23 protein-coding genes are annotated in these 23,963 nt (G+C 70.0%); 16 read left to right on the top strand and 7 right to left on the bottom strand.

Features of this window, described 5'->3' with window-relative positions:
- Positions 1 to 154: 154 nt before the first annotated feature.
- The 4 genes from ASG74_RS02340 (at position 155) to ASG74_RS02325 (ending at position 6,735) form a co-directional block, all read left to right on the top strand.
- The gene (locus ASG74_RS02340; RefSeq protein WP_056138564.1) at positions 155 to 418 is read left to right on the top strand and encodes a WhiB family transcriptional regulator; all 264 of its coding nucleotides are present in this window, start codon (positions 155 to 157) and stop codon (positions 416 to 418) included.
- A 19-nt stretch (positions 419 to 437) separates the two neighbouring features.
- Complete coding sequence (locus ASG74_RS02335) at positions 438 to 3,500, top strand: glycosyltransferase (RefSeq protein WP_056138563.1); 3,063 nt, start codon at positions 438 to 440, stop codon at positions 3,498 to 3,500.
- Complete coding sequence (locus tag ASG74_RS02330) at positions 3,497 to 4,951, top strand: DUF5719 family protein (RefSeq protein WP_056138561.1); 1,455 nt, start codon at positions 3,497 to 3,499, stop codon at positions 4,949 to 4,951. The genes ASG74_RS02335 and ASG74_RS02330 overlap by 4 nt, the downstream gene beginning before the upstream one ends.
- A 77-nt stretch (positions 4,952 to 5,028) precedes the next feature.
- Entirely contained in the window at positions 5,029 to 6,735 is a 1,707-nt protein-coding gene (locus ASG74_RS02325) for a glycosyltransferase family 2 protein (RefSeq protein WP_056138559.1), read from the top strand.
- Here ASG74_RS02325 and ASG74_RS02320 read toward each other — a convergent pair.
- A complete protein-coding gene (locus ASG74_RS02320) occupies positions 6,732 to 7,058 on the bottom strand; it encodes a metallopeptidase family protein (protein ID WP_056138557.1) in 327 nt (108 codons plus the stop codon). The genes ASG74_RS02325 and ASG74_RS02320 overlap by 4 nt on opposite strands.
- A gap of 158 nt (positions 7,059 to 7,216) precedes the next feature.
- Between ASG74_RS02320 and ASG74_RS02315 the strand changes: the two genes are divergently transcribed.
- On the top strand, positions 7,217 to 7,600 hold the full coding sequence (locus ASG74_RS02315; RefSeq protein WP_056138555.1) for a DUF3499 domain-containing protein: 384 nt from the start codon (positions 7,217 to 7,219) through the stop codon (positions 7,598 to 7,600).
- A 126-nt stretch (positions 7,601 to 7,726) separates the two neighbouring features.
- Here the strand turns inward: ASG74_RS02315 and ASG74_RS02310 are convergent, their stop codons facing one another.
- The gene (locus tag ASG74_RS02310; RefSeq protein ID WP_056138552.1) at positions 7,727 to 10,087 is read right to left on the bottom strand and encodes an ATP-binding cassette domain-containing protein; all 2,361 of its coding nucleotides are present in this window, start codon (positions 10,085 to 10,087) and stop codon (positions 7,727 to 7,729) included.
- 35 nt (positions 10,088 to 10,122) lie between these two features.
- On the opposite strand from ASG74_RS02310, the gene ASG74_RS02305 reads away from it, so the two are divergent.
- The 4 genes from ASG74_RS02305 (at position 10,123) to ASG74_RS02290 (ending at position 13,632) form a co-directional block, all read left to right on the top strand.
- Positions 10,123 to 11,583, top strand: coding sequence for a phosphomannomutase/phosphoglucomutase (locus tag ASG74_RS02305; protein ID WP_056138551.1), 1,461 nt, complete (start codon positions 10,123 to 10,125; stop codon positions 11,581 to 11,583).
- Between the two features lie 2 nt (positions 11,584 to 11,585).
- Positions 11,586 to 11,771, top strand: a complete 186-nt coding sequence (locus ASG74_RS02300; protein WP_056138549.1) for a Trm112 family protein — start codon at positions 11,586 to 11,588, stop codon at positions 11,769 to 11,771.
- 30 nt (positions 11,772 to 11,801) lie between these two features.
- Positions 11,802 to 12,983, top strand: a complete 1,182-nt coding sequence (locus ASG74_RS02295; protein ID WP_056138547.1) for an SIS domain-containing protein — start codon at positions 11,802 to 11,804, stop codon at positions 12,981 to 12,983.
- 235 nt (positions 12,984 to 13,218) lie between these two features.
- Entirely contained in the window at positions 13,219 to 13,632 is a 414-nt protein-coding gene (locus ASG74_RS02290) for a pyridoxamine 5'-phosphate oxidase family protein (RefSeq protein ID WP_056138545.1), read from the top strand.
- A 21-nt stretch (positions 13,633 to 13,653) separates the two neighbouring features.
- Here ASG74_RS02290 and ASG74_RS02285 read toward each other — a convergent pair whose 3' ends face one another.
- From ASG74_RS02285 to ASG74_RS02275, 3 genes are all read right to left on the bottom strand, one after another.
- Positions 13,654 to 14,199 carry a YbaK/EbsC family protein gene (locus ASG74_RS02285; protein WP_056138543.1) on the bottom strand — a complete coding sequence of 182 codons (546 nt, stop codon included), beginning with the start codon at positions 14,197 to 14,199 and terminating at the stop codon, positions 13,654 to 13,656.
- A 5-nt stretch (positions 14,200 to 14,204) separates the two neighbouring features.
- Positions 14,205 to 15,200, bottom strand: a complete 996-nt coding sequence (locus ASG74_RS02280) for a DUF808 domain-containing protein (RefSeq protein WP_056138541.1) — start codon at positions 15,198 to 15,200, stop codon at positions 14,205 to 14,207.
- 99 nt (positions 15,201 to 15,299) lie between these two features.
- Positions 15,300 to 15,563 carry a hypothetical protein gene (locus ASG74_RS02275; RefSeq protein WP_056138539.1) on the bottom strand — a complete coding sequence of 88 codons (264 nt, stop codon included), beginning with the start codon at positions 15,561 to 15,563 and terminating at the stop codon, positions 15,300 to 15,302.
- Between the two features lie 181 nt (positions 15,564 to 15,744).
- Here ASG74_RS02275 and ahcY point away from each other — a divergent pair, with 181 nt between their 5' ends.
- From ahcY to ASG74_RS02260, 3 genes are all read left to right on the top strand, one after another.
- Positions 15,745 to 17,181: an adenosylhomocysteinase gene (gene ahcY / locus ASG74_RS02270; RefSeq protein ID WP_056138537.1), complete on the top strand. Its 1,437-nt coding sequence runs from the start codon at positions 15,745 to 15,747 to the stop codon at positions 17,179 to 17,181.
- A gap of 157 nt (positions 17,182 to 17,338) precedes the next feature.
- Positions 17,339 to 18,457 (top strand): IS30 family transposase, encoded by a 1,119-nt coding sequence (locus ASG74_RS02265; RefSeq protein ID WP_156465248.1) that lies wholly within the window; start codon positions 17,339 to 17,341, stop codon positions 18,455 to 18,457.
- Positions 18,458 to 18,592: 135 nt separating this feature from the next.
- Positions 18,593 to 19,225, top strand: coding sequence for a DUF1294 domain-containing protein (locus tag ASG74_RS02260; protein ID WP_082569460.1), 633 nt, complete (start codon positions 18,593 to 18,595; stop codon positions 19,223 to 19,225).
- A gap of 24 nt (positions 19,226 to 19,249) precedes the next feature.
- Here ASG74_RS02260 and ASG74_RS02255 read toward each other — a convergent pair whose 3' ends face one another.
- Both ASG74_RS02255 and ASG74_RS02250 read right to left on the bottom strand, forming a co-directional pair.
- On the bottom strand, positions 19,250 to 20,722 hold the full coding sequence (locus ASG74_RS02255) for a hypothetical protein (RefSeq protein ID WP_056138530.1): 1,473 nt from the start codon (positions 20,720 to 20,722) through the stop codon (positions 19,250 to 19,252).
- The gene (locus ASG74_RS02250) at positions 20,719 to 21,345 is read right to left on the bottom strand and encodes a methyltransferase family protein (RefSeq protein ID WP_162252774.1); all 627 of its coding nucleotides are present in this window, start codon (positions 21,343 to 21,345) and stop codon (positions 20,719 to 20,721) included. The genes ASG74_RS02255 and ASG74_RS02250 overlap by 4 nt, the downstream gene beginning before the upstream one ends.
- 376 nt (positions 21,346 to 21,721) lie before the next feature.
- Between ASG74_RS02250 and ASG74_RS16805 the strand changes: the two genes are divergently transcribed.
- From ASG74_RS16805 to ASG74_RS02235, 4 genes are all read left to right on the top strand, one after another.
- Positions 21,722 to 21,892: a Flp family type IVb pilin gene (locus tag ASG74_RS16805; protein ID WP_082569459.1), complete on the top strand. Its 171-nt coding sequence runs from the start codon at positions 21,722 to 21,724 to the stop codon at positions 21,890 to 21,892.
- A 43-nt stretch (positions 21,893 to 21,935) separates the two neighbouring features.
- Positions 21,936 to 22,106 carry a Flp family type IVb pilin gene (locus ASG74_RS02245; protein WP_056138527.1) on the top strand — a complete coding sequence of 57 codons (171 nt, stop codon included), beginning with the start codon at positions 21,936 to 21,938 and terminating at the stop codon, positions 22,104 to 22,106.
- Positions 22,107 to 22,287: 181 nt separating this feature from the next.
- Positions 22,288 to 22,677, top strand: a complete 390-nt coding sequence (locus tag ASG74_RS02240) for a TadE/TadG family type IV pilus assembly protein (RefSeq protein ID WP_056138525.1) — start codon at positions 22,288 to 22,290, stop codon at positions 22,675 to 22,677.
- Positions 22,674 to 23,942, top strand: coding sequence for a pilus assembly protein TadG-related protein (locus ASG74_RS02235; protein WP_056138523.1), 1,269 nt, complete (start codon positions 22,674 to 22,676; stop codon positions 23,940 to 23,942). Before ASG74_RS02240 ends, ASG74_RS02235 begins: the two co-directional genes overlap by 4 nt.
- Positions 23,943 to 23,963 lie beyond the last annotated feature (21 nt).

Genomic DNA, 23,963 nt, shown 5'->3' with positions numbered 1-23,963 from the left:
CGGTGCAGAAAAGTTGGCCCGATAGCAGAACTCGGCTTGACGAATGGGGATGACACGCGTGTAATTTCATCATTGTGTCGCGGCGAAAACGTTCCCTCGGTCGGGGGAAGGCGCAGGGCACGGGTTGGGTCGCAGAAGGGTCGAGGAGGCAGCGATGCACGAGTTGACGTTGGTCGACGCCATGGTTGAGGAGGAGACCGAGCTCTCCTGGCAGGAGCGCGGTCTCTGCGCACAGACGGACCCGGAGGCGTTCTTCCCCGAGAAGGGCGGATCCACCCGTGAGGCCAAGAAGGTCTGCGTCGGGTGCGACGTGCGGTCGGAGTGCCTCGAGTACGCCCTGGCCAACGACGAGCGCTTCGGCATCTGGGGTGGACTGTCCGAGCGTGAGCGGCGCAAGCTGAAGAAGCGCGCAGTCTGACCGCCCACGCGGCTCCCCGATGACGCTGACGACCGCCTCCGTGCTGCCCCCTGTCTCCGCCCCGGTCTCCGGGCCGGCGGTGTCCGCGGTGGTCCTCACCTCCGGCGCCTCGGGACTGCGTGCCCTCCTCGACGCGGTGGCCGCGTCCGAGGTCCGACCCGACCGCGTCGTCGTCCTCGACACGTCCGCGCAGACCCCCGACGCACAGGTCGCAGCCGCGGTCGCCTCCGAGCAGTCGCCCTCCTTCTCCGTCGCCCACGTCTCCCTCGACGCCGGTATGCCGGATCGCGTGGCGGTCGCGCAGTGGCTCGCGTCCGCCGACCTCGGCGCCGACGACCTCGTCTGGCTCCTCCCGGTCGGCTCCATCCCCGAGCCCCAGACGCTGGGACGCCTGCTCGCCGCACACCGCCGCAGCCCGTCCGTCGGGCTGGTCGGGCCCAAGCACGTCGACTCCTCGAACCCCCACACCCTGCGCTCCGTCGGCATCAACAGCACCCGCAGCGGCCGCGTCGTCGACGACCCACCCTCCGGCGAGCCCGACCAGGGGCAGTACGACCTGCGCCGCGACGTCCTCGCCGTCCCGCTGGCCGGCCTGCTGGCGACGGGCACGCTGCTGCGCGAGCTCGGCGGCTGGGAGCCGTCGTTCGGTGACCTCGGCGCGGACCTCGACCTGGGCTGGCGGGCCCAGCTGGCCGGCCGCCGCGTCATCGTCGCACCCGACGCCCGCATGCGCTCGATCGCCTCGGTCGGACTGGCCACGGCCACGAACGGCCGGCGTCGCCGCGCCGCCCGGCGGGTGGCGCTGGCGCGGGCCTCGTGGTGGTCCGCACCCGTGCTCGCCCTGTGGATCCTCGTCAGCGCGCTCCTGTCGGGCGTCGGCCTGCTGCTCCTCAAGCGACCCAGGGCCGCGGCCGAGGCCTTCGGCGACCTCGGCGCGCTCAACCCGGTCAGCGCGCTGCTGGGCCGCTTCCGAACGCGCGGTGGTCGCGAGGTGCGTCACCGCGACATCGCCTCCCTCTTCGTGCCCGCCTCGAGCATCGTGCGCGCCGGCGTGGACCGGGCCCACGAGGCGCTCGTCGCTCCACCGACCTTCGACGACCACAACCTCAGGACCGACGAGGACGCCAGGCCGCTCGTGTCGCGCAGCCTGCTCCACCCGGCGCTCCTCGCCGTCCTCGCCACGGTCGCCGTGGTGGCTGCCGCCGGTCGCGACATCGGCGGCGGACTGCTCAGCCGCTTCGAGTCCGGGGTGACCGGGGGCGAGCTGGTCACCACCCGCGCGACGTCGAGCAGCCTCTGGCACGCCGCCTTCGACGGCTGGCAGGGCACGGGCCTCGGCGGCGACGGTCCCGCCGCCCCGTCGCTCGCCCTGCTGGCGCTGCCGACATGGATCGTCGAGCACCTGCCCGGCAGCGGTGACCTCACGTCCCCGGCGGGCGCCGTCGTCGGGGCCCTGCTCGTGCTGACCCTGCCGCTGGCCGCCCTCTCCGCCTACGTCTCCGCACGGGTGCTGACGTCCTCGCGCCTCGCGCGTGGTGTCGCAGCGCTCGCGTGGGCGACCACCGGGGCCGCAGGCGCGGCCGTGGCGCAGGGTCGCCTCGGAGCCCTGGTCGCGCTGATCCTCCTGCCGGCCGTCCTCGCCGGTGTCGTCCTGCTCTCCCGCCCTCTCGCAACCGCGACCGGTGCGTTCGCCACCGCCCTGGGCGCGGCCGTCCTCGGTGCCTTCGCCCCGCCGCTGCTCGCCCTGGTCGTGCTCGTCTGCCTCGGCGTCTCCCTCCTGGGCCGGGCGCCGTCACGACACTTGGCACTGGTGCCCGCCTTCGTCGGACCGCTGCTGCTCGGCCCCTGGCTGCGCGACGTCGTCGACAACTGGGCGCTCGCGGCGACCGGCCCGGGCCTGAGCCAGTGGGGGTCCTCCAGCGCCGACGCGATCTCCCTCGCGCTGCTCAGCCCCGGTGGCGACGGAAGCCTCCCGTGGTGGATCGGTGCGCTCGTCATCGCTGCCGGCCTCGCCGGGCTCCTTGCCACGACGTCGGTGCGCTCGGTGTCGACCGGAGCCGCCCTCGTGGGCCTCGTCTCTCTCGCCGCCGTGCTCGCCTCCTCGCACGTCGACCTCGCCTCCTCCGCCTCGTCGACACCGTCCGTGGCCGGCGCGGGTGTCGTCACCCCGTGGGCGGGCACGTTCATGCTGCCGCTCAGCCTGGCCCTGATCGCGTCGGCGGTGATCGGCCTCGACCAGCTGCGCAACCGCCTGCGCGTCGTCGCCGTGACCTCGCTCGGGCTGGTCGGCCTCGTCGGCGCCGGCGCCCTGGCCTGGTTCGGGTTCGGCGACACCCTGGGCACCTGGACCGACCCGCGACCGGCCGTCGCGGTCGAGCAGGCCGCCGGAGAGCTGGCCAACCGCTCGGTCTTCGTGACCCCGGGAGCCAGCGGGGCGGCATACCGGATCGTCGGTCGTGAGACCGGCTCCCTGGCCCGTTCGCTCCCGCACAGCGTCGCCAACGACGCGGTCATCGCCGGGGACATCAGCCGCCTGCTCGACGGCACCCGCGCCGACTCCGGCCCCCGGCTGGCGCAGCACGGCATCGGTTTCGTCGCGGTCGCGCGGACCGCGGGCGAGGACGTGCCGCGCCGCCTCGACTCGGCGCAGGGACTGTCCCGGCTCGCGAGCCGGGACGGGTTCGACGTGTGGCGGATCGCCGCCCTCGGCAACGCCGCCAACCGCCCGGTCTCACCGACGCGCCTCTCGCTCCTCACCGGCGGTGACCCCACCCTCGTCGCCACCACCGGCGAGCACGGCGCCACGGACACGACCGTGACGGCTCGTGAGGGCGACGTCCTCACCGTCGCCGAGCCTCCCGCCTGGGCCGGCCACGCGAGGGTGGCGGTCGACGGACGTGAGCTGACAGCCGCTGCCGACGAGGAGCGTCCGACCTACGCCATGCCCGCGGGCACGCACCACCTCACCATCGACGTCGAGACGGCTGACGGCTGGTGGCGAGCCCTCCAGGCCCTGGCCCTGGCGATCGTGGCCTTCCTCGCGATACCGTTCGGCAGCCGTGCGTCGAGGAGGCGTCGATGAACCGCGCACGCCTGGTCGGCCCGGTGCGTCTCGCCCTCACGGCCGCGGCCGCCGGTGGCCTCGTCACCCTGGCCGCACTCTCGCCCGTGACCGGGGCCGAGGTGTCCGGCGCCACCACCCAGGGCACGACGCGGGGCACCACGCTCGAACCGGTCGCGACGGCGTCGCTGTCCTGCCCCGGCCCCGAGCTGAGCGGCGTCAAGGGCGTCGAGGACATCACCGTGCCCGCCCGCCTGGCCGTCGCCACGGCCCCGGACTCGGCGCTTGCCCCCGTCAAGGCACAGGGCAGCGGTCGGGTCCAGGTGCGCTCCGGCGACGAGGTGGCCACCACGACGACCAAGCGCGGTGTCACGGCGGTCGACGACACAGTGTCTGCCGGACCGAGCGAGGTGCTCGCGACCGGGGCGCTGGCGCCCGGGCTGGCCGCCACGCAGGAGTGGAGCGTGGTCCGTCCCGAGCTCAGAGGACTGGCCACCGTGCCGTGTGCCTCACCGGGCTCCGACCTGTGGCTGCTCGCCGGTGGCGGCGCCCCCGGTCGCCAGGAGCGGCTCATCCTCAGCAACCCCGGCGCCAACGAGGTGACCGTCGACCTCCAGGTCCTCGGCCGCAAGGGTTTCGTGCCCTCACCCACCGGCAGCACGGTCGTCCCGGCGCATGGCCGCGTGGCGATGCTCGTCGATGCCATCAGCGGCGCCGAGGAGTCGCCGGCGGTGCACGTGCGCGCCACCGGTGGCACCGTGCGCGCCGTCATGAGTGACATCTGGCTGGCCGGGTCGGTGGCCGTGGGTGCCGAGACCACGGTGCCCACTGCGGCGCCGTCGAAGACCCAGGTCATCCCCGCCTACATCACCGGCGACTCCGGATCGCTGCGCGTCGCGGTGCCCGGCAGCCAGCAGGCGGTCGTGAGCGCCCAGGTCCTCGGCCCCGACGGCGCCTCACCCCTCGGCGGAGCGCTTCGCGTGCCGGCCCGGTCGACCGGTGAGCTCCCCGTCAAGGGGCTCAAGCCGGGCCGGTATGCCGTGCGCGTCACCGCTGACGTGCCGGTCGTCGCCTCGATGTTCTCGGCGTGGCGCTCTGGCTCGCGGCCGGGTGACTTCACCTGGTCACCCTCGATGGAGCCCGCTGAGGGTCTCCTCGGAGCGGCGTTCCCGCAGGGCTTCAGCCGCTCCCTGATCCTCTCGAGCACCGGTGCACCAGCCAAGGCCACCGTGACCTGGCAGGTCAAGGGCGCCTGGACGACCAAGTCCATCGATGTGGCGCAGGACAGCACGGTCCGGTTCGACCTCGGCGACGCCACGGCCGTGTGGGTGCGTCGTGGCAGTGGCACCGGCGCTCTGCGCGCCGCGGTGGCAAGCGTGGGAATGTCCGGCGGGGCGCCGCTCGTGTCCACGACGCCGCTGGTCGAGACGGCCGTGCAGTCGGTCGTCGGGCGGGCACACCCGGTCTCCTGACCCGTGTCCCCGGGTTGCCGGCAGCCAACCTCCCGATGACGCCGGACAGTGCGGGCCGACCCCGATACGTTGATGCCATGTCCTCCCCATGGCGCCGCATCACCACCGGCTTGCGCCGAAAGCCTGCCGTGAGCGTCGTCGTGGCCGCCTACAACACGGGGGCGCCGCTGCACGAGCTCGCTCGCTCGCTCGACGGGCAGTCGATGCCCCAGGACCAGTTCGAGGTCATCGTCGTCGACGACGGCTCCACCGATGGCACGGGCGCGCTGCTGGACCAGTTGGCAGCAGCGCGCAAGAACTGGACGGTGCGGCACATCCCCAACTCCGGCTGGCCCGGCACGCCGAGGAACCTCGGCATCTCCTTGGCACGGGGGGAGTTCGTCACGTTCCTGGACCACGACGACTACCTGGGTCCGCGAGCGCTCGAGACGGCCCATGCCTACGCGCGAGCTCACCACAGCGATGTCGTCGTGGCCCACGAGGTCGGCGTCGGCCGCAACATCGGCCGCTTCATGTTCGTCGACAACGTGCCCGACGCCACCTTCGAGAACTCACCCATCGTGCGCCTGCTGACTCCCCACAAGCTCTACCGGCGGAAGCTCCTGGACAGGCACGGCATCCGCTTCCCCGAGGGCAAGGTGCGCCTCGAGGACCACCAGCTGACGATGCAGGCATACTTCGCGGCCAGGCGGGTGTCGATCTACGTCGACCACCCCTTCTACTACTGGACCCGTCGCGAGGACAGCGACCACGCCTCGAGCATGGAGAAGGACCCGCACGAGTACGTCGAGGTGGCCGTGAACCGGGTTCTGGACATCGTCGAGCAGCACACCGAGGCCGGGACGAGCCGGGATGCGCTGATGTCGCACTGGCTCGAGCGCAAGCTCCTGCCGATCGTGGCCCGTCCGGCGATGCTCGACTATGCGCTGGAGTACCGGCAGGCGATGGTCGACGCCGTGCGGCAGCTGGTGCTCGAGCGCTACCCCGAGCACACCGACCGTCACCTCAACTTCTCCGGCCGCGTGCGGGTCCACCTGCTGCGCAGCGGACACGTGAACCGGATGATGGCCCTGGCTCGTGAGGAGGCGGACATGACCGCCCGGGCCGCAGCCACCGAGGTGCGCTGGAACGAGGACTCGCTCCGCGTGAGGGTGCGCGCCGTGCTGGTCCACCGCGACGGGGGTCCGGTGCTGTTCCACCGCGATGGCCAGTCGGTGCGGTGGGAGCCCCGGGAAGCGTTCGACCTGTCCGTCTCGGAGGCGCACCTCCTGGAGGTCACCGACGACCTGCCCGAGGCGAGCTGCCTGCTCAACGTCCAGACGCGTGACGGGCTGGTCGAGCGCACGTTCCGCGTCCTGGGCGGCGTCGTGCTCGAGCCCGTGGCTGGGACCGCCCTTGAGTCCACGGACGCCACCTGCGTCAGCGTGGCCTTCGATGGCTGGGCAGAGGTGCCGGCGACGGTCCTTTGCGGCATGGGCGACGGGGACCACCGGCTCGTGCTGGATCTCCGCGCCGAGTTCGAGGTGTTCGGGTGGCGGTTCCTGCGTCGGGTCTCCGCCCCGTCCGGATGGGGCGAGGCACCTGACGAGTCCCGGGAGCGGGAGTGGTCAGGGCAGACAGGGCTACATCTCGAGGCCTACGCGACCCGCTATGGCAACCTCAGCATCAAGGGTCCGCCCATCTCCACGCCTGCTCGCGTCGCCGTTCCTGCACCGCCTCCCACCCTCCAGCGCAGGGTCGTTGCGGCGCTGCGTCGCAGGCTTGCGCGTCTCCGCCCGCGCTAGAGCTCGATCTCGGACGGCGGCACGTTGAGGAGCGCGGCGACCTGCTCGGCCACCACCTCGCGCACGATGGCCGCGATCTCGTCGAGGTCGCGGGCACGGGTCTCGACCGGACGGCGATAGACCACGATCCGGTGGCCGGCGCTGCCGCCCACGGGCAGGAGCCGACCCACGGCCGCTGACTGCTCCTCCCACGGGGCCGGGTCGGTCGGTGGGACGTCCTCGACGGCGAACTCCACGTCGGCGTGACGGTTGCCGAGGTAGGTCCGCGCGCGCTCAGCGACGTCGATGACCACGTCGTCGAAGGTCTCGCGTCGCGTGCGCATCGCGGGCACCGGAGGCCAGGCCAGCGGCCCGCGAACTCCCCGGCCACGCCGGTCGCGCCGGGTCGCGTGTCCGGGTCTTCTGGGGTTGGGAGGGGCCACGACAGGAGACTACGGCGCGTCAGCGAAGCGCTGTCGAAGCGGTGACCTAGAGTCGTGGGGTGAACGCGTCCAGAAGGTGCTCCAAGACTGCGTGCCCCCAGCTCGCGGTGGCCACCCTGACCTACGCGTATGCCGATCGCGCCGTCGTTCTCGGGCCGCTCGCGACCTATGCCGAGCCCCACTCCTACGACCTCTGTGCCGATCACGCGATGCGCCTGACGGTGCCGCAGGGCTGGGAGGTCGTCCGGCTCGACTCCGACGGCTACGAGCCCGCGCCCGAGGTCGACGACCTGCTCGCGGTGGTCGACGCGGTGCGTGAGCGTCCGCTGCCCCACGCGCAGCCCTCGGTGGCCAGTGCCGTGGTCAGCGCGATGCCGGCGCCGGTGCCCGGTGAGCTCCGTCGCGGCCACCTCCGGGTCCTGCCCGGCAGCGGCGAAGGCTGATCCGCTCGCGCGAAAAGTACGGTGCACGCTCAGTTGCTCCTCCGTCGCAAACGCGCACCCCGCACAATTTCTCGCTCGCTCAACCTCATCGAGCGCACGTCACGCTGGCCCTCGACGTCGCCTGGCTCAGCCGGCGACGTAGGCCGCCAGGTGCTTGCCGGTCAGCGTCGTGGGAGCCTCGACGAGGTCGCGCGGGGTGCCCTCGAAGACCACCGTGCCGCCGTCGTGACCGGCTCCCGGCCCGAGGTCGATGAGCCAGTCGGCGTGGGCCATGACGGCCTGGTGGTGCTCGATGACGATGACCGACTTGCCCGAGTCAACCAGCCGGTCCAGCAGCCCGAGCAGGTTCTCGACGTCGGCGAGGTGCAGGCCGGTCGTCGGCTCGTCGAGGACATAGACCTCACCCTTCTCGGCCATCTGGGAGGCGAGCTTGATCCGCTGGCGCTCCCCGCCGGAGAGCGTCGTGAGCGGCTGCCCCAGCGTGAGGTAGCCCAGGCCCACGTCGACGAGCCGCTCGAGGATCTTGTGGGCGGCGGGGATGCTGGCCTCGCCCTGGGCGAAGAACGCCTTGGCCTCCTGCATCGACAGGCTGAGGACCTCGGAGATGTTCTTGCCGCCGAGCTGGTACTCGAGGACGGAGGCCTGGAACCGGCGGCCCTCGCACACCTCGCACGGCGACTCCACGGTCGCCATGACGCCCAGCTCGGTGAAGATCACGCCCGCACCGTTGCAGGTCTGGCAGGCACCCTCGGAGTTCGAGGAGAAGAGCGCGGGCTTGACCCCGTTGGCCTTGGCGAACGCCTTGCGGATCGGCTCGAGCAGCCCGGTGTAGGTCGCCGGGTTGCTCCGGCGCGAGCCCTTGATCGCAGCCTGGTCGATGACGACCACGCCGTCGCGCCCGTCGACCGAACCGTGGATGAGTGAGCTCTTGCCCGAGCCGGCGACACCGGTGACGGCCACGAGGACCCCGAGGGGGATGTCGACGTCGACGTTCCGCAGGTTATGCGTCGACGCGCCCCGCACCTCCATCGTCCCGGTGGCCGGGCGCACCGAGTCCTTGAGCGAGGCGCGGTCGTCGAGGTGCTGACCGGTGAGGGTCTTGGCCTTGCGCAGTGCCTCGATGGTGCCCTCGAAGACGATCTCGCCACCGCCGGAGCCCGCCCCGGGCCCGAGGTCGACGACATGGTCCGCGATCTCGATCGTCTCTGGCTTGTGCTCGACGACGAGGACGGTGTTGCCCTTGTCGCGCAACCGGATCAGCAGGTCGTTCATCCGGGCGATGTCGTGCGGGTGCAGGCCGATCGTCGGCTCGTCGAAGACGTAGGTGACGTCCGTGAGGGAGGACCCGAGGTGACGGATCATCTTGGTGCGCTGGGCCTCGCCCCCCGACAGCGTTCCCGCGGACCGGTCCAGGGACAGGTAGCCCAGCCCGATCTCGGTGAACGAGTCGAGGAGGTGCTGCAGCCCCTTGAGCAGGGGAGCAACGGAGGGCTCCTGGAGCTCGCGCACCCACTGGGCGAGGTCGCTGATCTGCATGACGCACAAGTCGGCGATGGACTTGCCCTTGATCGTGGACTTCAGCACATCCGCGGTGAGGCGCGTGCCACTGCACTCCGGGCACTGCTGGAATGTCACCGCCCGCTCGACGAATCGCCGCACGTGCGGCTGCATTGCCTCCGGGTCCTTGGAGAGCATCGACTTCTGGATGCGGGGGATGATCCCCTCGAACGTCAGGTTGACGCCCTCGACCTTGATCCTGGTCGGGGGCGCATAGAGCATCGTGTCGAGCTGCTTGGCCGTGAACTTCGCGATGGGCTTGTCCATGGGCAGGCCCATGCCCTCGAACAGCCGGCCGTACCAGCCGTCCATCGAGTATCCCGGCACCGTGAGCGCGCCCTCGCTGAGCGACTTCGAGTCGTCATAGAGGGCCGACCGGTCGATGTCGCTGACGTTGCCCATGCCCTCGCAGCGCGGGCACATGCCGCCGAGGTAGACGACGTCCTTGACGACCTTCTTCTCGGTCCGGCCCGCCTTCTCGGTCTGGGCGACACCGCTGGCCTTCATCGTGGGCACGTTGAAGCTGTAGGCCGTGGGCGGCCCGACGTAGGGCTTGCCGAGCCGGCTGAAGAGGATGCGGAGCATGGCGTTGGCATCGGTCGCCGTCCCCACCGTCGAGCGCGGGTTGGCGCCCATGCGCTCCTGGTCGACGATGATCGCCGTCGTGAGGCCCTCCAGGTGGTCCACCTCGGGCCGGGCCAGGGACGGCATGAAGCCCTGGAGGAACGCGCTGTAGGTCTCGTTGATCATCCGCTGCGACTCGGCGGCGATCGTGCCGAAGACGAGCGAGCTCTTGCCCGAACCCGAGACGCCGGTGAAGACGGTCAGGCGGCGCTTGGGGATGTCGAGACTGATGTCCTTGAGGTTGTTCTCGCGTGCGCCCTGGACGCTGATGAGGTCGTGGGTGTCGGCAGCGTGGGGTTCGGTCACGAATCCAACCGTAGTGCGCGAGTAGGGTCGCCACCGTGCCTCCACACAACCTCTCCGACTTCGTCAAGGCCTACGACGTCCGGGGCCTCGTGCCCGAGCAGCTGGACGTCGATGTGGCGTGGGCCCTCGGCGCAGCCTTCGCGGAGGTGGTCACCAGCCGCGAGGCCCCCCATGACGGCAGGCCCGGCTGCGTCATCGGGCACGACATGCGCGCCACCTCACCCGAGCTCTCTCAGGCGTTCGGCAAGGGCGTGAGCAGCCGCGGTGTCGACGTCACTTCCATCGGGCTGGCCAGCACCGACGGCCTCTACTTCGCCAGCGGTCACCTCGACCTCGCCGGTGCGATGTTCACGGCGAGCCACAACCCCGCGGCCTACAACGGCATCAAGCTGTGCCGCCCCGGTGCCCGACCGGTCGGCCAGGACTCCGGCCTCGCCGACGTCCGTGACCTCGCCCAGGCGATCCTCGACGGCACCACCGAGCTCGGCCACGAGGACGAGGGCGCGACGACAGAGCGCGACGTGCTCGCGGACTACGCCGCGTTCCTGCGTGGCCTCGTCGACCTCTCGGCCATCCGTCCGCTCACCGTCGTCGTCGACGCCGGCAACGGGATGGGCGGGCACACCGTCCCTGCCGTCCTGGGCACACAGGCCGGTATGCCGTCCCTCCCGCTCACGGTCGTCCCGCTCTACTTCGAGCTCGACGGCACCTTCCCCAACCACGAGGCGAACCCCCTCGAGCCGGCGAACCTGCGCGACCTCCAGGCGGCCGTCGTCGAGCACGGCGCCGACCTCGGCCTGGCCTTTGACGGTGACGCCGACCGTTGCTTCGTCATCGACGAGCACGGCGACGCCGTGAGCCCCAGCGCGATCACGGCGCTCATCGCGACGCGCGAGGTCGCGCGCGAGGTGGCATCCGGCACGCCGGCGGGGGATGTCTCGATCGTCCACAACGTCATCACCTCGGCCCAGGTCCCGGAGGTCATCGCGGAGCTCGGCGCCCGGGCCGTGCGCACCCGCGTCGGGCACTCGTTCATCAAGGGGGAGATGGCCCGCGCCAATGCGGTCTTCGGCGGCGAGCACAGTGCCCACTACTACTTCCGCGACTTCTGGTTCGCCGACACCGGCATGCTGGCCGCGATGCACGTCCTCGGCGCCCTGGGTGAGCAGAGCGAGCCGCTGTCCGAAGTCATGGGCGACTACACGGCATACAGCGCTTCTGGTGAGATCAACTCGACCGTCGACGACGCCGCTGCGAGCACGGCCCTGGTCCGCGACTGGGCGAGTGACAGGGAGGTCGAGGTCGACGAGCTCGACGGCCTCACGTTGACCCACCCCGGCGACGGCGAGGGCGACCCGATGTGGTGGCTCAACCTGCGAGCCTCCAACACCGAACCCCTGCTCCGGCTCAACGTCGAGGCAGCCGATGCAGACACGATGGCCGCGATACGCGACGATGTCCTGAGCGTTGTCCGCGGCACTGCGAGAGGAAACTAGAGATGGCGACGATGGAGCCCTGGCTGCGCGAGATCCTGCGCTGCCCCAACTGCCGGGCCGAGCTGCGTGACGAGAACGGCGAGGGCGGCCCCGAGCTGGTCTGCACCTCCGACACGTGCGGCCTCATCTATCGCATCGACGACGGAGTGCCCGTCCTCCTCGTCGACGAGGCGCGCAAGCCGGCCTGACCGGCCAGCCCGGTCTGCGCCGCACCGACCATGCCGCACCTCGACGAGGCGTTCCTCGACTCCGCGGAGTCCCTCGAAGCACTGGACAGCAGGGGCTCGCTGCGCGCGCTCGCGAGTGCCGGTGCCCAGGTGCGCCGAGCCCTCGTCGCGGCCCGTGAGGCGGGAATCGACCGGGTGGCCGGGGGAGACCGTCCGAGGTCGGTCCTCGTTGCTGCCCTCGGTGGCTCCTCCGTCGTCTGTGACGTCCTCGACGTGCTCGCCGAGCCGGGCTCACCCGTCCCGCTGACGACCCGCCGAGAGGCGCCCCTGCCGGGCTGGATCGGCCCGCTCGACCTCGTCATCGCCGTGTCCCTCTCGGGGCGGGCGCCGGGCCCGCTCGCGCTGGCCGCCGAGGCCGCCCGCCGCGGCGCCGCCCTGCTCACCGTCGGCGCCCCCGACTCCCCGCTGGCCGACGTCTGCGCCCGCGGTCGCGGGGTGCACGTCGACGTGGCCGTGCCCGCACCCACCTCGCGCACGGCGATCTGGTCGATGCTCACGCCGGTGCTGCTCGCCGCCGACGGGCTCGGTCTCGTCGACTGCCCGGAGCCGGTCCTCGAGCGGGTCGCCGACCTCCTCGACGGGCGCGCCGAGGAGTGCCGTCCGTCGTCGGAGTCGTTCGTCAACCCCGCCAAGCTCCTCGCCCTCGGTCTGGCCGAGACGGTGCCGGTCGTCCTCGGCGACGGCGTGCTCACCGGTGTCGCGGCGTGCCGCGCGGCGGCGATGCTTGCCCGCACCGCCCGCATCCCCACGACCCACGGCGCCCTGCCCGACGCGGCCTCCCAGGTCGTCGCCTGCTTCGACGGGCCGTTCGCCGGTGGCGGGGGAGCGGCGCCCGACGGAGGCAGGGACCTCTTCGCCGACCCCTTCCTCGATGGCCCGCCCACTCCCCAGCTCGGCCTGCTCATGCTGCGCGACCACCCCGACGAGGCACGCAGGACCGACCCCACCTCACCGGGTCTCCGGCCCAGCGACCTCGCCGACGCCGTTGTCGCCTCGGCCAAGGATGCCGGCGTGCGGGTGTGGGAGGTCGAGGCGTTGGGCGGCCACCCGATCGAGCGGCTCGCGTCCCTCATCGCGCTCACCGACTACACGGCGACCTACCTCGCGCTGGGGCTCGGGCTCGACCCTGCCGTGTCACGTCACGTCACCGAGCTGCGCGACCGCACCAGCTGACGCTTTCGCGCAGCCACCCCAGGTCTGGCCCTCTCCGGGCATGCCGACTGCAGGTCTCGCCCGCGCATGTCGTTCTCGCTGGCGCATGGCCCCACTGCGGCATGGCACGGCGAGAACGACATGGGCCGTCGCGGGCGTGGTCGGCATACCCGTACTGGGCGGGCCCGACGAGGCCGTCTGGCGGGAACAGCAGTCACGATGGAGCTACTACCCCGTGTAGGAGTAGCGTGGGGCCATGAACGACAACGAGGACGTGGTCCGCGAGCTGCATGAGCTGGAGTGCTGGGAGCGCCTGGCCGAGCGGGAGTTCGGGCGCCTGGCGTTCCACCTGACCGACGAAGTGCACATCGTGCCCGTCAACTACCTCGTCGACGACGATCGCGTGGTCTTCTGCACCTCCGAGGGCAGCAAGCTCCTCGGGATCGTCATGAACCACGACGTCGCGTTCGAGGTCGACGAGGTGCTGGACCACAGCGCGTGGAGTGTCGTCGCCCGAGGCCGGGCCAACATCCTCGAGCACACGGAGCCCGGCTTCGCCGAGAGGCTGCAACGTCGTTCCTGGGTGCAGACGGACAAGGCGATCCTCGTCGCCATCGAGGTGAATGAGGTGACCGGGCGCGAGTTCGACCTCGCCCGTGACCCGGACTGACCTCGGCACCGTGGCGAGCGTTCAGCTGCGGACCAGCTCCAGGACCTCGGCCGTGGGCAGCAGCGCCAGCGCGGCGCCGTCGACGAGGACCTTGCTGCGGCGCAGACCGCTTCCGATGATGACCGGACCCGCTGCGGCGACCGCCGCATCCACGAGCACCGGCCAGTCGGCAGGCAGTCCGATCGGGGTGATGCCGCCGAACTCCATCTCCGTCAGGGACACGGCGTCGTCGTGCGGAGCAAAGGAGATCTTGCGGACGCCGAGGTGGCGACGCACGACGCCGTTGATGTCGGCGCGGTCGGTCGCCAGCACCATGACGGCGGCATAGGTCGTCTCGCCGGCACGCTTGCCCGCCACGATGACGCAGTTCGCGCTCGCCTCCAGAGCGACGTCGTATGCCGCACAGAAGGCTTCGGTGTCGGCGTGCGTCGCGTCGATGGGCGCCACCCCCGCTGCCGCGATGCCGTCGACGTGCGTGGCCGCCAGTGCGGCGGCCACCGAAGGTGCGACGAGATCCGGGTGATCAGCGGCAGGTGACCAGTCGAGCGTTCCGCGGGCGGACGGCATACGGGTCAGTGCTTCTCGGTCTGGGGCTCGGAGACCGCGGGGGCCTCGTGGCCGCTCTTGCGGGGGATGAGGTGAAGAATCACGACGACGACCGCGCCGACGATGAGACCCAGGATCGCCGAACCGACGGTGTTGGTGACCCAGCCGAGGATGCCGCCGAGGGGCCCGGTCGCGTTATGGACCCACTCCTCGGCGTGGTGCACCCAGGAGTAGGGGTGGTGGAGGAGCGACCAGCCGTACTCCTGGGACAGGTCGTCCAGCCCGACGAGGAGGATGTGTCCGCCGACCCAGATCATCGCGGCGATCCCCACGGTCGAGAGGGTGGAGAGGAGCTTGGGCATCGCGGCGACCATGCCGCGGCCGATGGAGGCGCGGGCGCCATCCTTGGTCGACAGGTGCAGGCCGACGTCGTCCATCTTGACGATGAGCGCGACGACGCCGTAGACGAGCAGGGTGATGAGGATCGCGACGACGATGAGGATCGCGGCGCGTGAGACCAGGCCCTCGCTGGCGACCTCGTTGAGCGAGATGACCATGATCTCGGCCGAGAGGATGAAGTCGGTGCGGATCGCGCCGCTCGTGATCGCGTCCTCGTCCGCGACCTTGCCCTCCTCGTGGGCCTGGTCGGCCTCGTGCTCGGAGTGGCCGCTGAGCTTCTCCCAGACCTTCTCGGCACCCTCGAAGGCGAGGTAGGTGCCACCGAGCATGAGCAGCGGCGTGAGGGCCTGGGGGAGGAACTGGCTGAGCAGGAGGGCGGCGGGCAGGATGAAGACGAGCTTGTTGCGCAGCGAGCCGATGGCGATCTTCTTGATGATCGGGAGCTCACGCGCCGGTGACAGGCCCTCGACGTAGCGAGGGGTGACGGCCGTGTCGTCGACGATGACGCCGGTCGCCTTGATGCTGGCGCGCCCGGCAGCGGCGGCGACGTCGTCGACCGAGACCGCAGCCGCCTTGGCGAGCACCGCGATGTCGTCGAGCAGGGCGAAGAGGCCGCCGGCCATCAGCTGACCTGTAGGGCTGGAAGGTTCTCGAGGTGCGTCACGCGGTCAGACTACCGAGGGAGGGACGCGGCAAGGCCCATCCGCCGGCCGGCGCGAGGGCTACTCCTCCTCGTCGCGGGACTCCTCGTCCTCGGCCTCGTCGTCCTCCTCGCCGTCCTCGGAGGTCGGCTTCAGGTCGTCCTCGTCGTCGTCCTCGCTCTCGGTGAGGGCGGGGTGTGCGACCTCGGACTCGGGGTCGACCACGTAGTTGCTCCGCACCTCCTCCCACTTGTCGAGGCCGTCCTCGTCGAGGTCGAGGCGGACCTCGTCGCGCACCTCCTCGGGTTTGCCGGCGGTGGGCTGGTTCTCGGAGGTGTCACTCATCGCATGCTCCGTTCGTTGGCGGGCTGCACCGGTGTGCCCCGTGCTCGTCCATGTCTACCGCGTGCAGTCGCTAGAATGGGGGTCGCCGGCGCGGGTGATACCCCGCTCCTCGAGAACCGATCGAGTTCGCCCAGATGGGCTGCGCCGGGTCGCAAACCACACTCAACGGAAGAGATTTCGCATGTCCTTTGACTACAAGGTTGCCGACCTGGGCCTCGCCGAGGCCGGCCGTCACCAGATCCGCCTGGCCGAGCACGAGATGCCCGGCCTCATGAGCCTTCGGGAGGAGTTCGGCGAGAGCAAGCCGCTCACCGGCGCTCGCATCGCTGGCTCGCTGCACATGACCGTGCAGACCGCGGTCCTCATCGAGACCCTCACCGCGCTCGGCGCGCAGGTCCGCTGGGCCTCCTGCAACATCTTCTCCACCCAGGACGAGGCCGCCGCGGCCGTCGTCGTGGGCCCCGAGGGCACCCTCGAGGACCCGCAGGGCGTCCCCGTCTTCGCCTGGAAGGGCGAGAGCCTCACCGAGTACTGGGACTGCACCGAGCAGATCCTGACCTGGCCCGGTGGTGAGGGCGCCAACATGATCCTCGACGACGGCGGCGACGCCACGATGCTCGTGCACAAGGGCCGCGAGTGGGAGGCCGCCGGTCAGGTGCCCCCCACCGACGAGAACGACTCCGAGGAGGAGGGCGTCTTCAAGGAGCTCGTCCGCCGCACCTTGGCGCAGTCGCCGCAGAAGTGGACCACGGTCTCCGAGGAGATCAAGGGCGTCACCGAGGAGACCACGACCGGCGTGCACCGCCTCTACGAGCTCGCCAACACCGGCGACCTGCTCTTCCCGGCGATCAACGTCAACGACTCGGTGACCAAGTCCAAGTTCGACAACAAGTACGGGTGCCGCCACTCCGTTCTCGATGGCCTCAACCGCGCCACCGACGTCCTCATCGCCGGCAAGCTCGCCGTGGTCTGCGGCTACGGTGACGTGGGCAAGGGTGTCGCCCAGGCGCTGTCCGGTCAGGGTGCGCGCGTCGTTGTCACCGAGGTCGACCCCATCTGTGCGCTCCAGGCCGCGATGGAGGGCTACCAGGTGGCTCGCCTCGAGTCCGTGGTCGAGACCGCCGACATCTTCATCACGACGACCGGCAACTACAACATCATCACCGCCGAGCACATGCAGCAGATGAAGAACAAGGCGATCGTCGCCAACATCGGTCACTTCGACAACGAGATCGACATCGCCGGCCTCGCGAAGGTCCCGGGGATCACCAAGACCGAGATCAAGCCGCAGGTCCACGAGTGGACCTTCTCCGGGGGGACCTCGATCATCGTGCTGTCCGAGGGACGCCTGTTCAACCTCGGCAACGCCACCGGTCACCCCTCGTTCGTCATGAGCAACTCGTTCGCGAACCAGACGATCGCCCAGATCGAGCTCTTCACCAAGAACGGCGAGTACGACAAGCAGGTCTACGTCCTGCCGAAGCACCTCGACGAGAAGGTCGCCCGTCTCCATCTCGAGGCCCTCGGCGTGGAGCTGACCGAGCTCACCAAGCAGCAGGCCGAGTACATCGGTGTCGACGTGGCCGGCCCCTACAAGCCGGACCACTACCGCTACTGAGAGTCCTCAGCCACAACGCATTCGGTATGCCGCCCGCTCAGGTCTTGGGTTCTAGTGGTCGGCGCAACACCCCTAATGATTGGGGTGTTGTATGCCGCGTGGTGGAAAGAGGCTGTATCTCGAGCGTCGTCGTTTCTGGGAGTTGAAACTATCGGGCATGGCGTCCGAGGCGGCTGCGTGTGAAGTTGGTGTTCATCCCCGAACGGGACAGCGCTGGGCCCAGGAGTCGGGTGGGCGTGTGCCTGCCGGACTCCTGGGCCCAGCGGGCTCGTCCCTGACGTTCGATGAACGGATTCAGATCGCTGACCTGAAGCTGGCGCGTTGGTCCGTTCGGGCGATAGCGCGGGAGCTGGGCCGGGATCCCTCGACGATCAGCCGGGAACTGCGACGCAACGACAGCAGCCGTGGCTACGGGCCTCATTGGGCTCATCGACAGGCAGAGCTACGGCGGTCGCGTCCCAAATCGGGCAAGATCGGATCGTGTCCGCGCCTGCGGCAGGCCATCGAGGACGGGCTCGAGCAGGAGTGGAGTCCGGAACAGATTGCATGCCGGCTGCGTCGGGACTTCCCTGATGACCCGGAGCTGCACGTGTCCCACGAGACGACCTATCAAGCGCTGTATGTGCAGGGCCGCGGGGAGTTGCGTCGGGAACTGACCAAGGCGCTGCGCACAGGTCGGACCCGTCGCAAGCCCCACCGGCAGCCCTACGAGCGGCGCCAGCGGTTCGTCGAGCCGATGGTGATGCTCAGTGACCGACCCGCTGAGGTCGAGGACCGCGCAGTTCCCGGCCATTGGGAAGGGGACCTGATCATTGGCACCCCGAACACGTCCGCGATCGGGACTTTGGTCGAACGCAGCACCCGGTTCACGATGCTGGTCCACTTACCCCAACGTCACGACGCCATCGCCGTGCGCGACGGTGTGGTCGCTGCCATCACCACACTGCCCGAACAGCTACGGGGCTCGCTGACCTGGGACCAGGGAAGCGAAATGGGGCTGCACCACGAGATCAAAGTCCAGGCCGATCTTCCGGTGTACTTCTGCGACCCCGGCTCACCGTGGCAACGGGGCACGAACGAGAACACCAACGGCCTGTTGCGTCAGTACTTCCCCAAAGGCACCGACCTCAGCAGCCACCCCCGCGACCACCTGGCCGACGTCGCCGCACGCCTTAACGGGCGCCCACGCAAAAGCCTCGGCTGGGACACCCCAGCCGAGGCTCTTACGCGACTACTGTCATCGCCACAAACCAACGGTGTTGCGACGACCCCTTGAATCCGCCCCTCGAGCGGGCGGCATACCTGCGTCCGAGCATCGCGCCATTCGGTGCGGCACGGGCTTTCGCTGAGAACATGCCCCCAGAGCAAGTGTTTGTCGGTTCGGCGCTCGCGTGAAAGCGCTTGTCGGATAATGCGAGCCACGAGTGCTCGAAGAGTCCGATGGGGGGATGGCGTGTCCGGAGTCCATGGGGTTGAGCGACGTCGAGGAACGCTCGAGGTCTGGAACGACGAACGAGGCTTCGGTTTCATCGCCCCAGCAACTGGCGGCCAGCGGGTGTTCGTCCACATCAGCGCCTTTGCCCGTGGCAACCGACCGGTTGTCGGCCGAGAGGTCACGTACGCGGATGCCCACGACGAGCAGCATCGGGCCCGAGCAGTCGATGTGCGGTTCGCGACCGCGGTTGGCCATTCACGTGGAAGCGGGATTCCATCGGCATTCGCGGTCACGGCGCTCTTCTTCGCCCTCCTCGCCGGTTTGTGGGTTCTCGATGAAGTGCCTGGCACGGTGCTGGCTGCCTACGGTCTCGTCAGCGGCATCGCCTTCATGGTGTACGGCGCGGACAAGGCCGCAGCGATCCAAGGCCGCTGGCGTGCATCCGAGTCAACGCTTCACCTGCTTGGCCTGCTGGGTGGCTGGCCGGGTGCCCTCGTCGCACGACCGGTCTTCAGGCACAAGACGATCAAGCAGCCCTTCCGAGCGATCTTCTGGGCCACGGTCCTCGTCAACTGCCTTGGTCTCGGGTCATTGATGCTCTGGCTTTGAGCCACGTGCCGGCGGAACGCTCGCTCAGGCCGGAACCCAGAGGCTGAGCCCAGAGGCGGCTGTGAGGCGGCTCCAGGCGGCAGCCGGGTCACCATCGATGTGGGCAGAGGCAACGCTGGCAGGAAGCAGCGCACAAGTCGTTCCTCGGGGCAGCGGAACCGCGCGGAGGTTGGTCAAGCGCCGGCGGGTATCGGCGTAAGCCTGCGAACCGTGAACCTCGGTCCTCATGTCGATCCACACCTTGACGTCCGGACGGAGCAGGAGCATGGCGCCGGCGGTGTCGGGGTCGGTGAAGAGGAGGCAGTCACGGGGGAGTGACGGTGCAATCTCGGCCTCGGCGAGAGGGGTGCCCGGGTCGACCGACCGCAGGAGCGCGATGGGGAGCAGGAGAACGGCGACGGCCGTGACGATCGGCCGCCAGTAGGCCGCGCGCAGACGCGCTCGAAGGGCCTCGCTGCGTGCTGGGTTCGCTCGCCAACCCGGGGTGGCCGCGGAAAGCCGCGAGGCGAAGACGGGCAGGAGGGTCAGCGCGGCCACCCCGAGGAAGCGGATGGCGACGAGTCCTGCCACCGCGCTGACGAGGCCGATGGCGGTGAGCACGACCTCGAGCGCCCAACGGGAGCGCTCGCGCGAGCCGGGCGTGCCGTCCCGGTAGCGGGCCAGTCGGACCGTGCTGACCACGGCGAGCATGAGCAGCACGAGGACAACCGGCAGCCAGCGGCTGCGGAGCCCGGCGGTGAAGGGTGACAACCACTCGATGATCTGGCCGTCCGACGCTGAGCTGACGTCGAGGAGGAGGCGCCACACCGACCAGCCGTAAGGCCCTAGGAGGCTGCCGACGGCGAGTGCAACGCCGACGATTGCCGCCAGGGCAGTGCGCCACCGGGCAGCCCCAGCCAGCAGGGCGAGGAGCGGCAGTGCGCCGGCGAGACCGAGGGCGGTGACAGCCCATGAGACGTGGAGCCATGCACCGAGCATGCCGAGCACCGCCGCGGCAAAGGTGACGGCGGCATAGGTCGACCACCGGCGCGGCAGCGGACGGGTGGCGAGAGCGTGCCCGAGCGCGAGGGTCGCGAGCAGGAGGGTCTGCACGACGATGGTCGCTCGCGGCGAGACCATCGGCAGGGCGAGCACAGCCACGAGCACCGTAGCCGCGAGGGTCGGGAGCGGACGAGCGCCGAGCCGGCGTGCGGTGATCGCCGCGACGACGAAGTACCCGAGCATGCCGAGGGCGCCGACAAGCGCGATGCCCGCGAGGCCGAGGCTCTCGTGACCGAGCCCCAGCATGGTGTTCCACAGCGGCGAGGTCGGACGGAAGATGCCGTCGGCAGGACCCCAGCTCCACGAGTCGGCGCGAATCAGCGAAGTCCCGGAGAGCCGCTCGATGCCGTCACGGGCCTGCCAGTAGGGGTCGCGCTCGGTCATCCGCGCCGCCCGGAACACAACGAGCGCGGTGACCCAGCCCCCGAGGACGATCCAGTCCCAGCGGGACCTCACGAGAAGCCGGGCGTGCGGGCTGCGTACGCGGCGTAGCCGGGAAGCTCCTCGCGCAGCAGTTTTTCCTCCCAGCGCGCGCGGAGAACCTGCAGCACGCCGAGGCCGAGGAAGACGAGCCACGCGAGCCCGCCGCCGCTGAGCAGGACGAGACCGATCGCGGCGACATACTCGAAGACGTAGAGGGGGTGTCGGAACCAGCGGTAGGGTCCGCTCGTCGAGAGCTCGCGCGCCTGTGGGACCACACTGATGTTGGTCCGGAGGCTGAGGAGCGACCACGTCGACAGGGCGACGCCGACGAGGACGAGCGCCGAGCCCATCCCAGCAGCCGTCGTGTGGGCTCCACCCGAGCCGAGGAGTGGGATGAGGAAGGGCGAGAAGGTGGCGGCGCCCGCGGCGAGCCAGACGGCCGGTCGGCGATCGGTGCCCGAAGCGGCGCCGCGCCGCAGGTACATCACGACGAGCACGGTGTAGAACGCCAGCGCAGCAACCGTGCCGCCGACCTCCAGGGCGCTGCGGTGGGCGTCCCGGTCGAGGAGGTGTGAGACGTTGAAGACGACGAGCCCGATGAAGACGGGAACGAGCATCAGGCGGCCCACGTCTGGGCGGCGGTCGCGAGGCTCCATGTCGACGAGTATGTCGTCGACGATGGGCATCCGCCCGGGGTTCGCATCGGAAAGGGCTAGAAAATCTGGGCAGCCTTCAAAGGCATGGTTCGCCCGGATGATTATCCGTGGCTATGGACAAATGATCATTGAGTAGTGTAGGACTACGCATGGATCAGGCGATTACGTGCTCAAGCACCCATCGTTCGGGCAGCGCTACCACACTAACGACCACCCTGCACGTAATCGGCGGAGTCATCTGACCCATTTCATCTAGTCATCTGCGTTCACCAGTTTTGACTAGTTCGGGCCATGTTGGAGTTCTTCACGCCTCGTGAAGACTCGGCGCGGGCCGGGCAGACCGGTACCTGCTCCACACCGAACAGGGGGAAGCCAGATGTTCCAGGCTTTCAACAAGACCCATCGCCTGCTCCTCCAAGACCGGGGCGCAACGATGGTCGAGTACGGCCTCATGGTCATGCTCATCGCCACGGTCGTCGTGGCCGCTGTTGGCCCTCTGGGGCAGGCGGTCTCCTCGTTCTTCACCGGCGTACCCAGCTCCCTCTGACTCTCAACACCACCACCACCACCACACAGAAGGAAACATCGTCATGACCTCTTCGCTCCTCCGCCTCCGCAACCGCATCGCTTCCGAGAAGGGCGCGACCATGGTCGAGTACGGCCTCATGGTCGCCCTCATCGCCGTCGTCGTCGTTCTCGCGGTCGGCCCGCTCGGCACCGCCATCTCCGGCATGTTCGCGGGAATCGCCGGCTCCATCTGAGTCACGAGGCAGCGGGGCCGGCGGCTCGACGGGCCGTCGGCCCCACTGCATCCACCAGAACCACAGCACTAGCACCACCAGTCGCGGCCAGGGTGCCGCCGCTTCCCGACAGTGGGGAGCGTCAAATCGCACAGGACGAGGGGGTAGGGCCTTGCAGCGTCGCAACGAGCGCGGAGCGTCGATGATCGAGTTCGCGCTCATCACCCCCCTCCTGCTGCTCTGCATCTTCGGGATGATCGACCTCGGGCGGATGTTCCTCGTCCAGGCCATGGTCACCAACGGTGCCCGTGAGGGGGCGCGCATGGTCGCCCTCCGGCAGCCGGCCGCCGACGTCACGTCCCGGGCCAACGCCTCGATGCCGGGTCTCGACGCCCTGTCCACCGGCACGCACGCCGTGACCCCGGTCGCCACCTGCCCCGCCGCGCCCACGCCATCCCAGGGGGGGGCCGTCACCGTCTCCGTCACTGGCTTCAAGTGGCTTGCTCTTGGCGGCATCGCGGGCCTCTTCCCCGGCGGGGGGATCCCCGTCCCCGCCCCGTCCGCGACGTCCTCGATGAGGTGCCTGGGATGACCCGTCGACCATCGGCCGCCCGCCGCGCCCGCAACGAGCGTGGCGCGACGACGATGCTCGTCGCCCTCCTCTTCGGTGGCTTCGTCGTCACCGGACTCCTCGCCTGGTCGGCCGACGCCGGACAGGTGTTCTGGGAGCGACGCCAGACCCAGAACGCCGCCGACGCGGCGGCCATGGCGCTCGCCCAGAGCTGCGCCAAGAGCAACTGCGTCGTCGACGCGGACGGCCTGCCGGCCCTCGTCAACGCGAACACCGTCAACAACGCCTCGCGCACGCACACCATCGAGCGGCAGTGCAAGGCCAACACGACCGCGGGCACCCTCCCGGTGTGCTCCTCGACGCCGAGCGTGAGCAACCTGCGCGAGTGCCCGCCGGTGCCGACCGGCATGTCCTCGAGCCTGCCCTTCGTCGAGGTCCGCGTGCGCTCCAACGGAGCGGCGCCCGGGCTCATCCCGAACCTGTTCACGCGGGCCAACAGCACCGGCCCGGACGACAGCAGCGTCGTCTCCTGCGCCAGGGCCGCTTGGGGGACGCCGATGTCCGCCACCTTCACCTCGCCCATCACCATCTCGACCTGCGAATGGCAGACCTACACCAGCAATGGCACGTCGTACGTCGCGCAACCGCCGGTCGCGCCGTGGCCTGGCTACGGCGGCGCAGGTCAGCCGCCCTATCCGCTTGCGGCCACGACTCCGAACACTCCCGGCCGTGAGGTCAAGATCTCGCTGCATGACCCGACGAAGCCCGGCTGCTCGTACAACGGCAAGGACACCGCCGGAGGCTTCGGCTACCTCGACACCAGCGGCTCGTGCAGCACATCGCTCACGACGACCAACGGGGTGGACATCTGGGCCAACATCGACACCGGCTCTTCCACGACAGGCAGCTGCCAGACGGCCCTCGGCAACATCTGGGCCAATGGTCCGGTCATCGACCTCCCCGTCTTCGACTGCATGGTGAAGTCGACGACCGGCACACCCGTCGGCTCGACCCCCGTCGACTGTGACCCGGCCGACGCCGGCGGCGCCAACACCTATTACCACGTGGCGGGCGTTGCCAAGTTCTACCTCAGTGGCTACAAGATCGGCGGTGGGCCGGCGGATGAGCGAGCAAGCAGGGTGTCAGGTCTCGTGCCGTGCAGTGGCTCAAACCGCTGCATCTCGGGCTGGTTCGTCCAGGGCGTGCTCAACACTCCTGTCACCTCCATCGTCCCGCCATCGACCACCACCGGTTTCGGTCTCACCGCTGTCCTCGCAGCCGGCTGACCACACGCCCCCTCGAAAGGC

Source organism: Knoellia sp. Soil729 (assembly GCF_001427985.1).
Taxonomy (GTDB): Bacteria; Actinomycetota; Actinomycetes; order Actinomycetales; family Dermatophilaceae; genus Knoellia.
The sequence above is the reverse complement of the archived record's forward strand: the minus strand, read 5'-3'. Positions and strand labels throughout refer to the sequence as shown.

Excerpts from the sequence above, each read along its gene's own strand:
- ASG74_RS02265 (WP_156465248.1), top strand. The coding sequence starts at position 17,339 with ATGGCGTCCGAGGCGGCTGCGTGTGAAGTTGGTGTTCATCCCCGAACG.
- ASG74_RS02340 (WP_056138564.1), top strand. The coding sequence starts at position 155 with ATGCACGAGTTGACGTTGGTCGACGCCATGGTTGAGGAGGAGACCGAG.
- ASG74_RS02325 (WP_056138559.1), top strand. The coding sequence starts at position 5,029 with ATGTCCTCCCCATGGCGCCGCATCACCACCGGCTTGCGCCGAAAGCCT.
- ahcY (WP_056138537.1), top strand. The coding sequence starts at position 15,745 with ATGTCCTTTGACTACAAGGTTGCCGACCTGGGCCTCGCCGAGGCCGGC.
- ASG74_RS02245 (WP_056138527.1), top strand. The coding sequence starts at position 21,936 with ATGACCTCTTCGCTCCTCCGCCTCCGCAACCGCATCGCTTCCGAGAAG.
- ASG74_RS02330 (WP_056138561.1), top strand. The coding sequence starts at position 3,497 with ATGAACCGCGCACGCCTGGTCGGCCCGGTGCGTCTCGCCCTCACGGCC.
- ASG74_RS02260 (WP_082569460.1), top strand. The coding sequence starts at position 18,593 with ATGCGAGCCACGAGTGCTCGAAGAGTCCGATGGGGGGATGGCGTGTCC.
- ASG74_RS02240 (WP_056138525.1), top strand. The coding sequence starts at position 22,288 with ATGATCGAGTTCGCGCTCATCACCCCCCTCCTGCTGCTCTGCATCTTC.
- ASG74_RS02335 (WP_056138563.1), top strand. The coding sequence starts at position 438 with ATGACGCTGACGACCGCCTCCGTGCTGCCCCCTGTCTCCGCCCCGGTC.
- ASG74_RS02235 (WP_056138523.1), top strand. The coding sequence starts at position 22,674 with ATGACCCGTCGACCATCGGCCGCCCGCCGCGCCCGCAACGAGCGTGGC.
- ASG74_RS02285 (WP_056138543.1), bottom strand. The coding sequence starts at position 14,199 with ATGCCGTCCGCCCGCGGAACGCTCGACTGGTCACCTGCCGCTGATCAC.
- ASG74_RS02295 (WP_056138547.1), top strand. The coding sequence starts at position 11,802 with ATGCCGCACCTCGACGAGGCGTTCCTCGACTCCGCGGAGTCCCTCGAA.
- ASG74_RS02320 (WP_056138557.1), bottom strand. The coding sequence starts at position 7,058 with ATGCGCACGCGACGCGAGACCTTCGACGACGTGGTCATCGACGTCGCT.
- ASG74_RS02290 (WP_056138545.1), top strand. The coding sequence starts at position 13,219 with ATGAACGACAACGAGGACGTGGTCCGCGAGCTGCATGAGCTGGAGTGC.
- ASG74_RS02280 (WP_056138541.1), bottom strand. The coding sequence starts at position 15,200 with ATGGCCGGCGGCCTCTTCGCCCTGCTCGACGACATCGCGGTGCTCGCC.
- ASG74_RS02300 (WP_056138549.1), top strand. The coding sequence starts at position 11,586 with ATGGCGACGATGGAGCCCTGGCTGCGCGAGATCCTGCGCTGCCCCAAC.
- ASG74_RS02275 (WP_056138539.1), bottom strand. The coding sequence starts at position 15,563 with ATGAGTGACACCTCCGAGAACCAGCCCACCGCCGGCAAACCCGAGGAG.
- ASG74_RS16805 (WP_082569459.1), top strand. The coding sequence starts at position 21,722 with ATGTTCCAGGCTTTCAACAAGACCCATCGCCTGCTCCTCCAAGACCGG.
- ASG74_RS02250 (WP_162252774.1), bottom strand. The coding sequence starts at position 21,345 with ATGGAGCCTCGCGACCGCCGCCCAGACGTGGGCCGCCTGATGCTCGTT.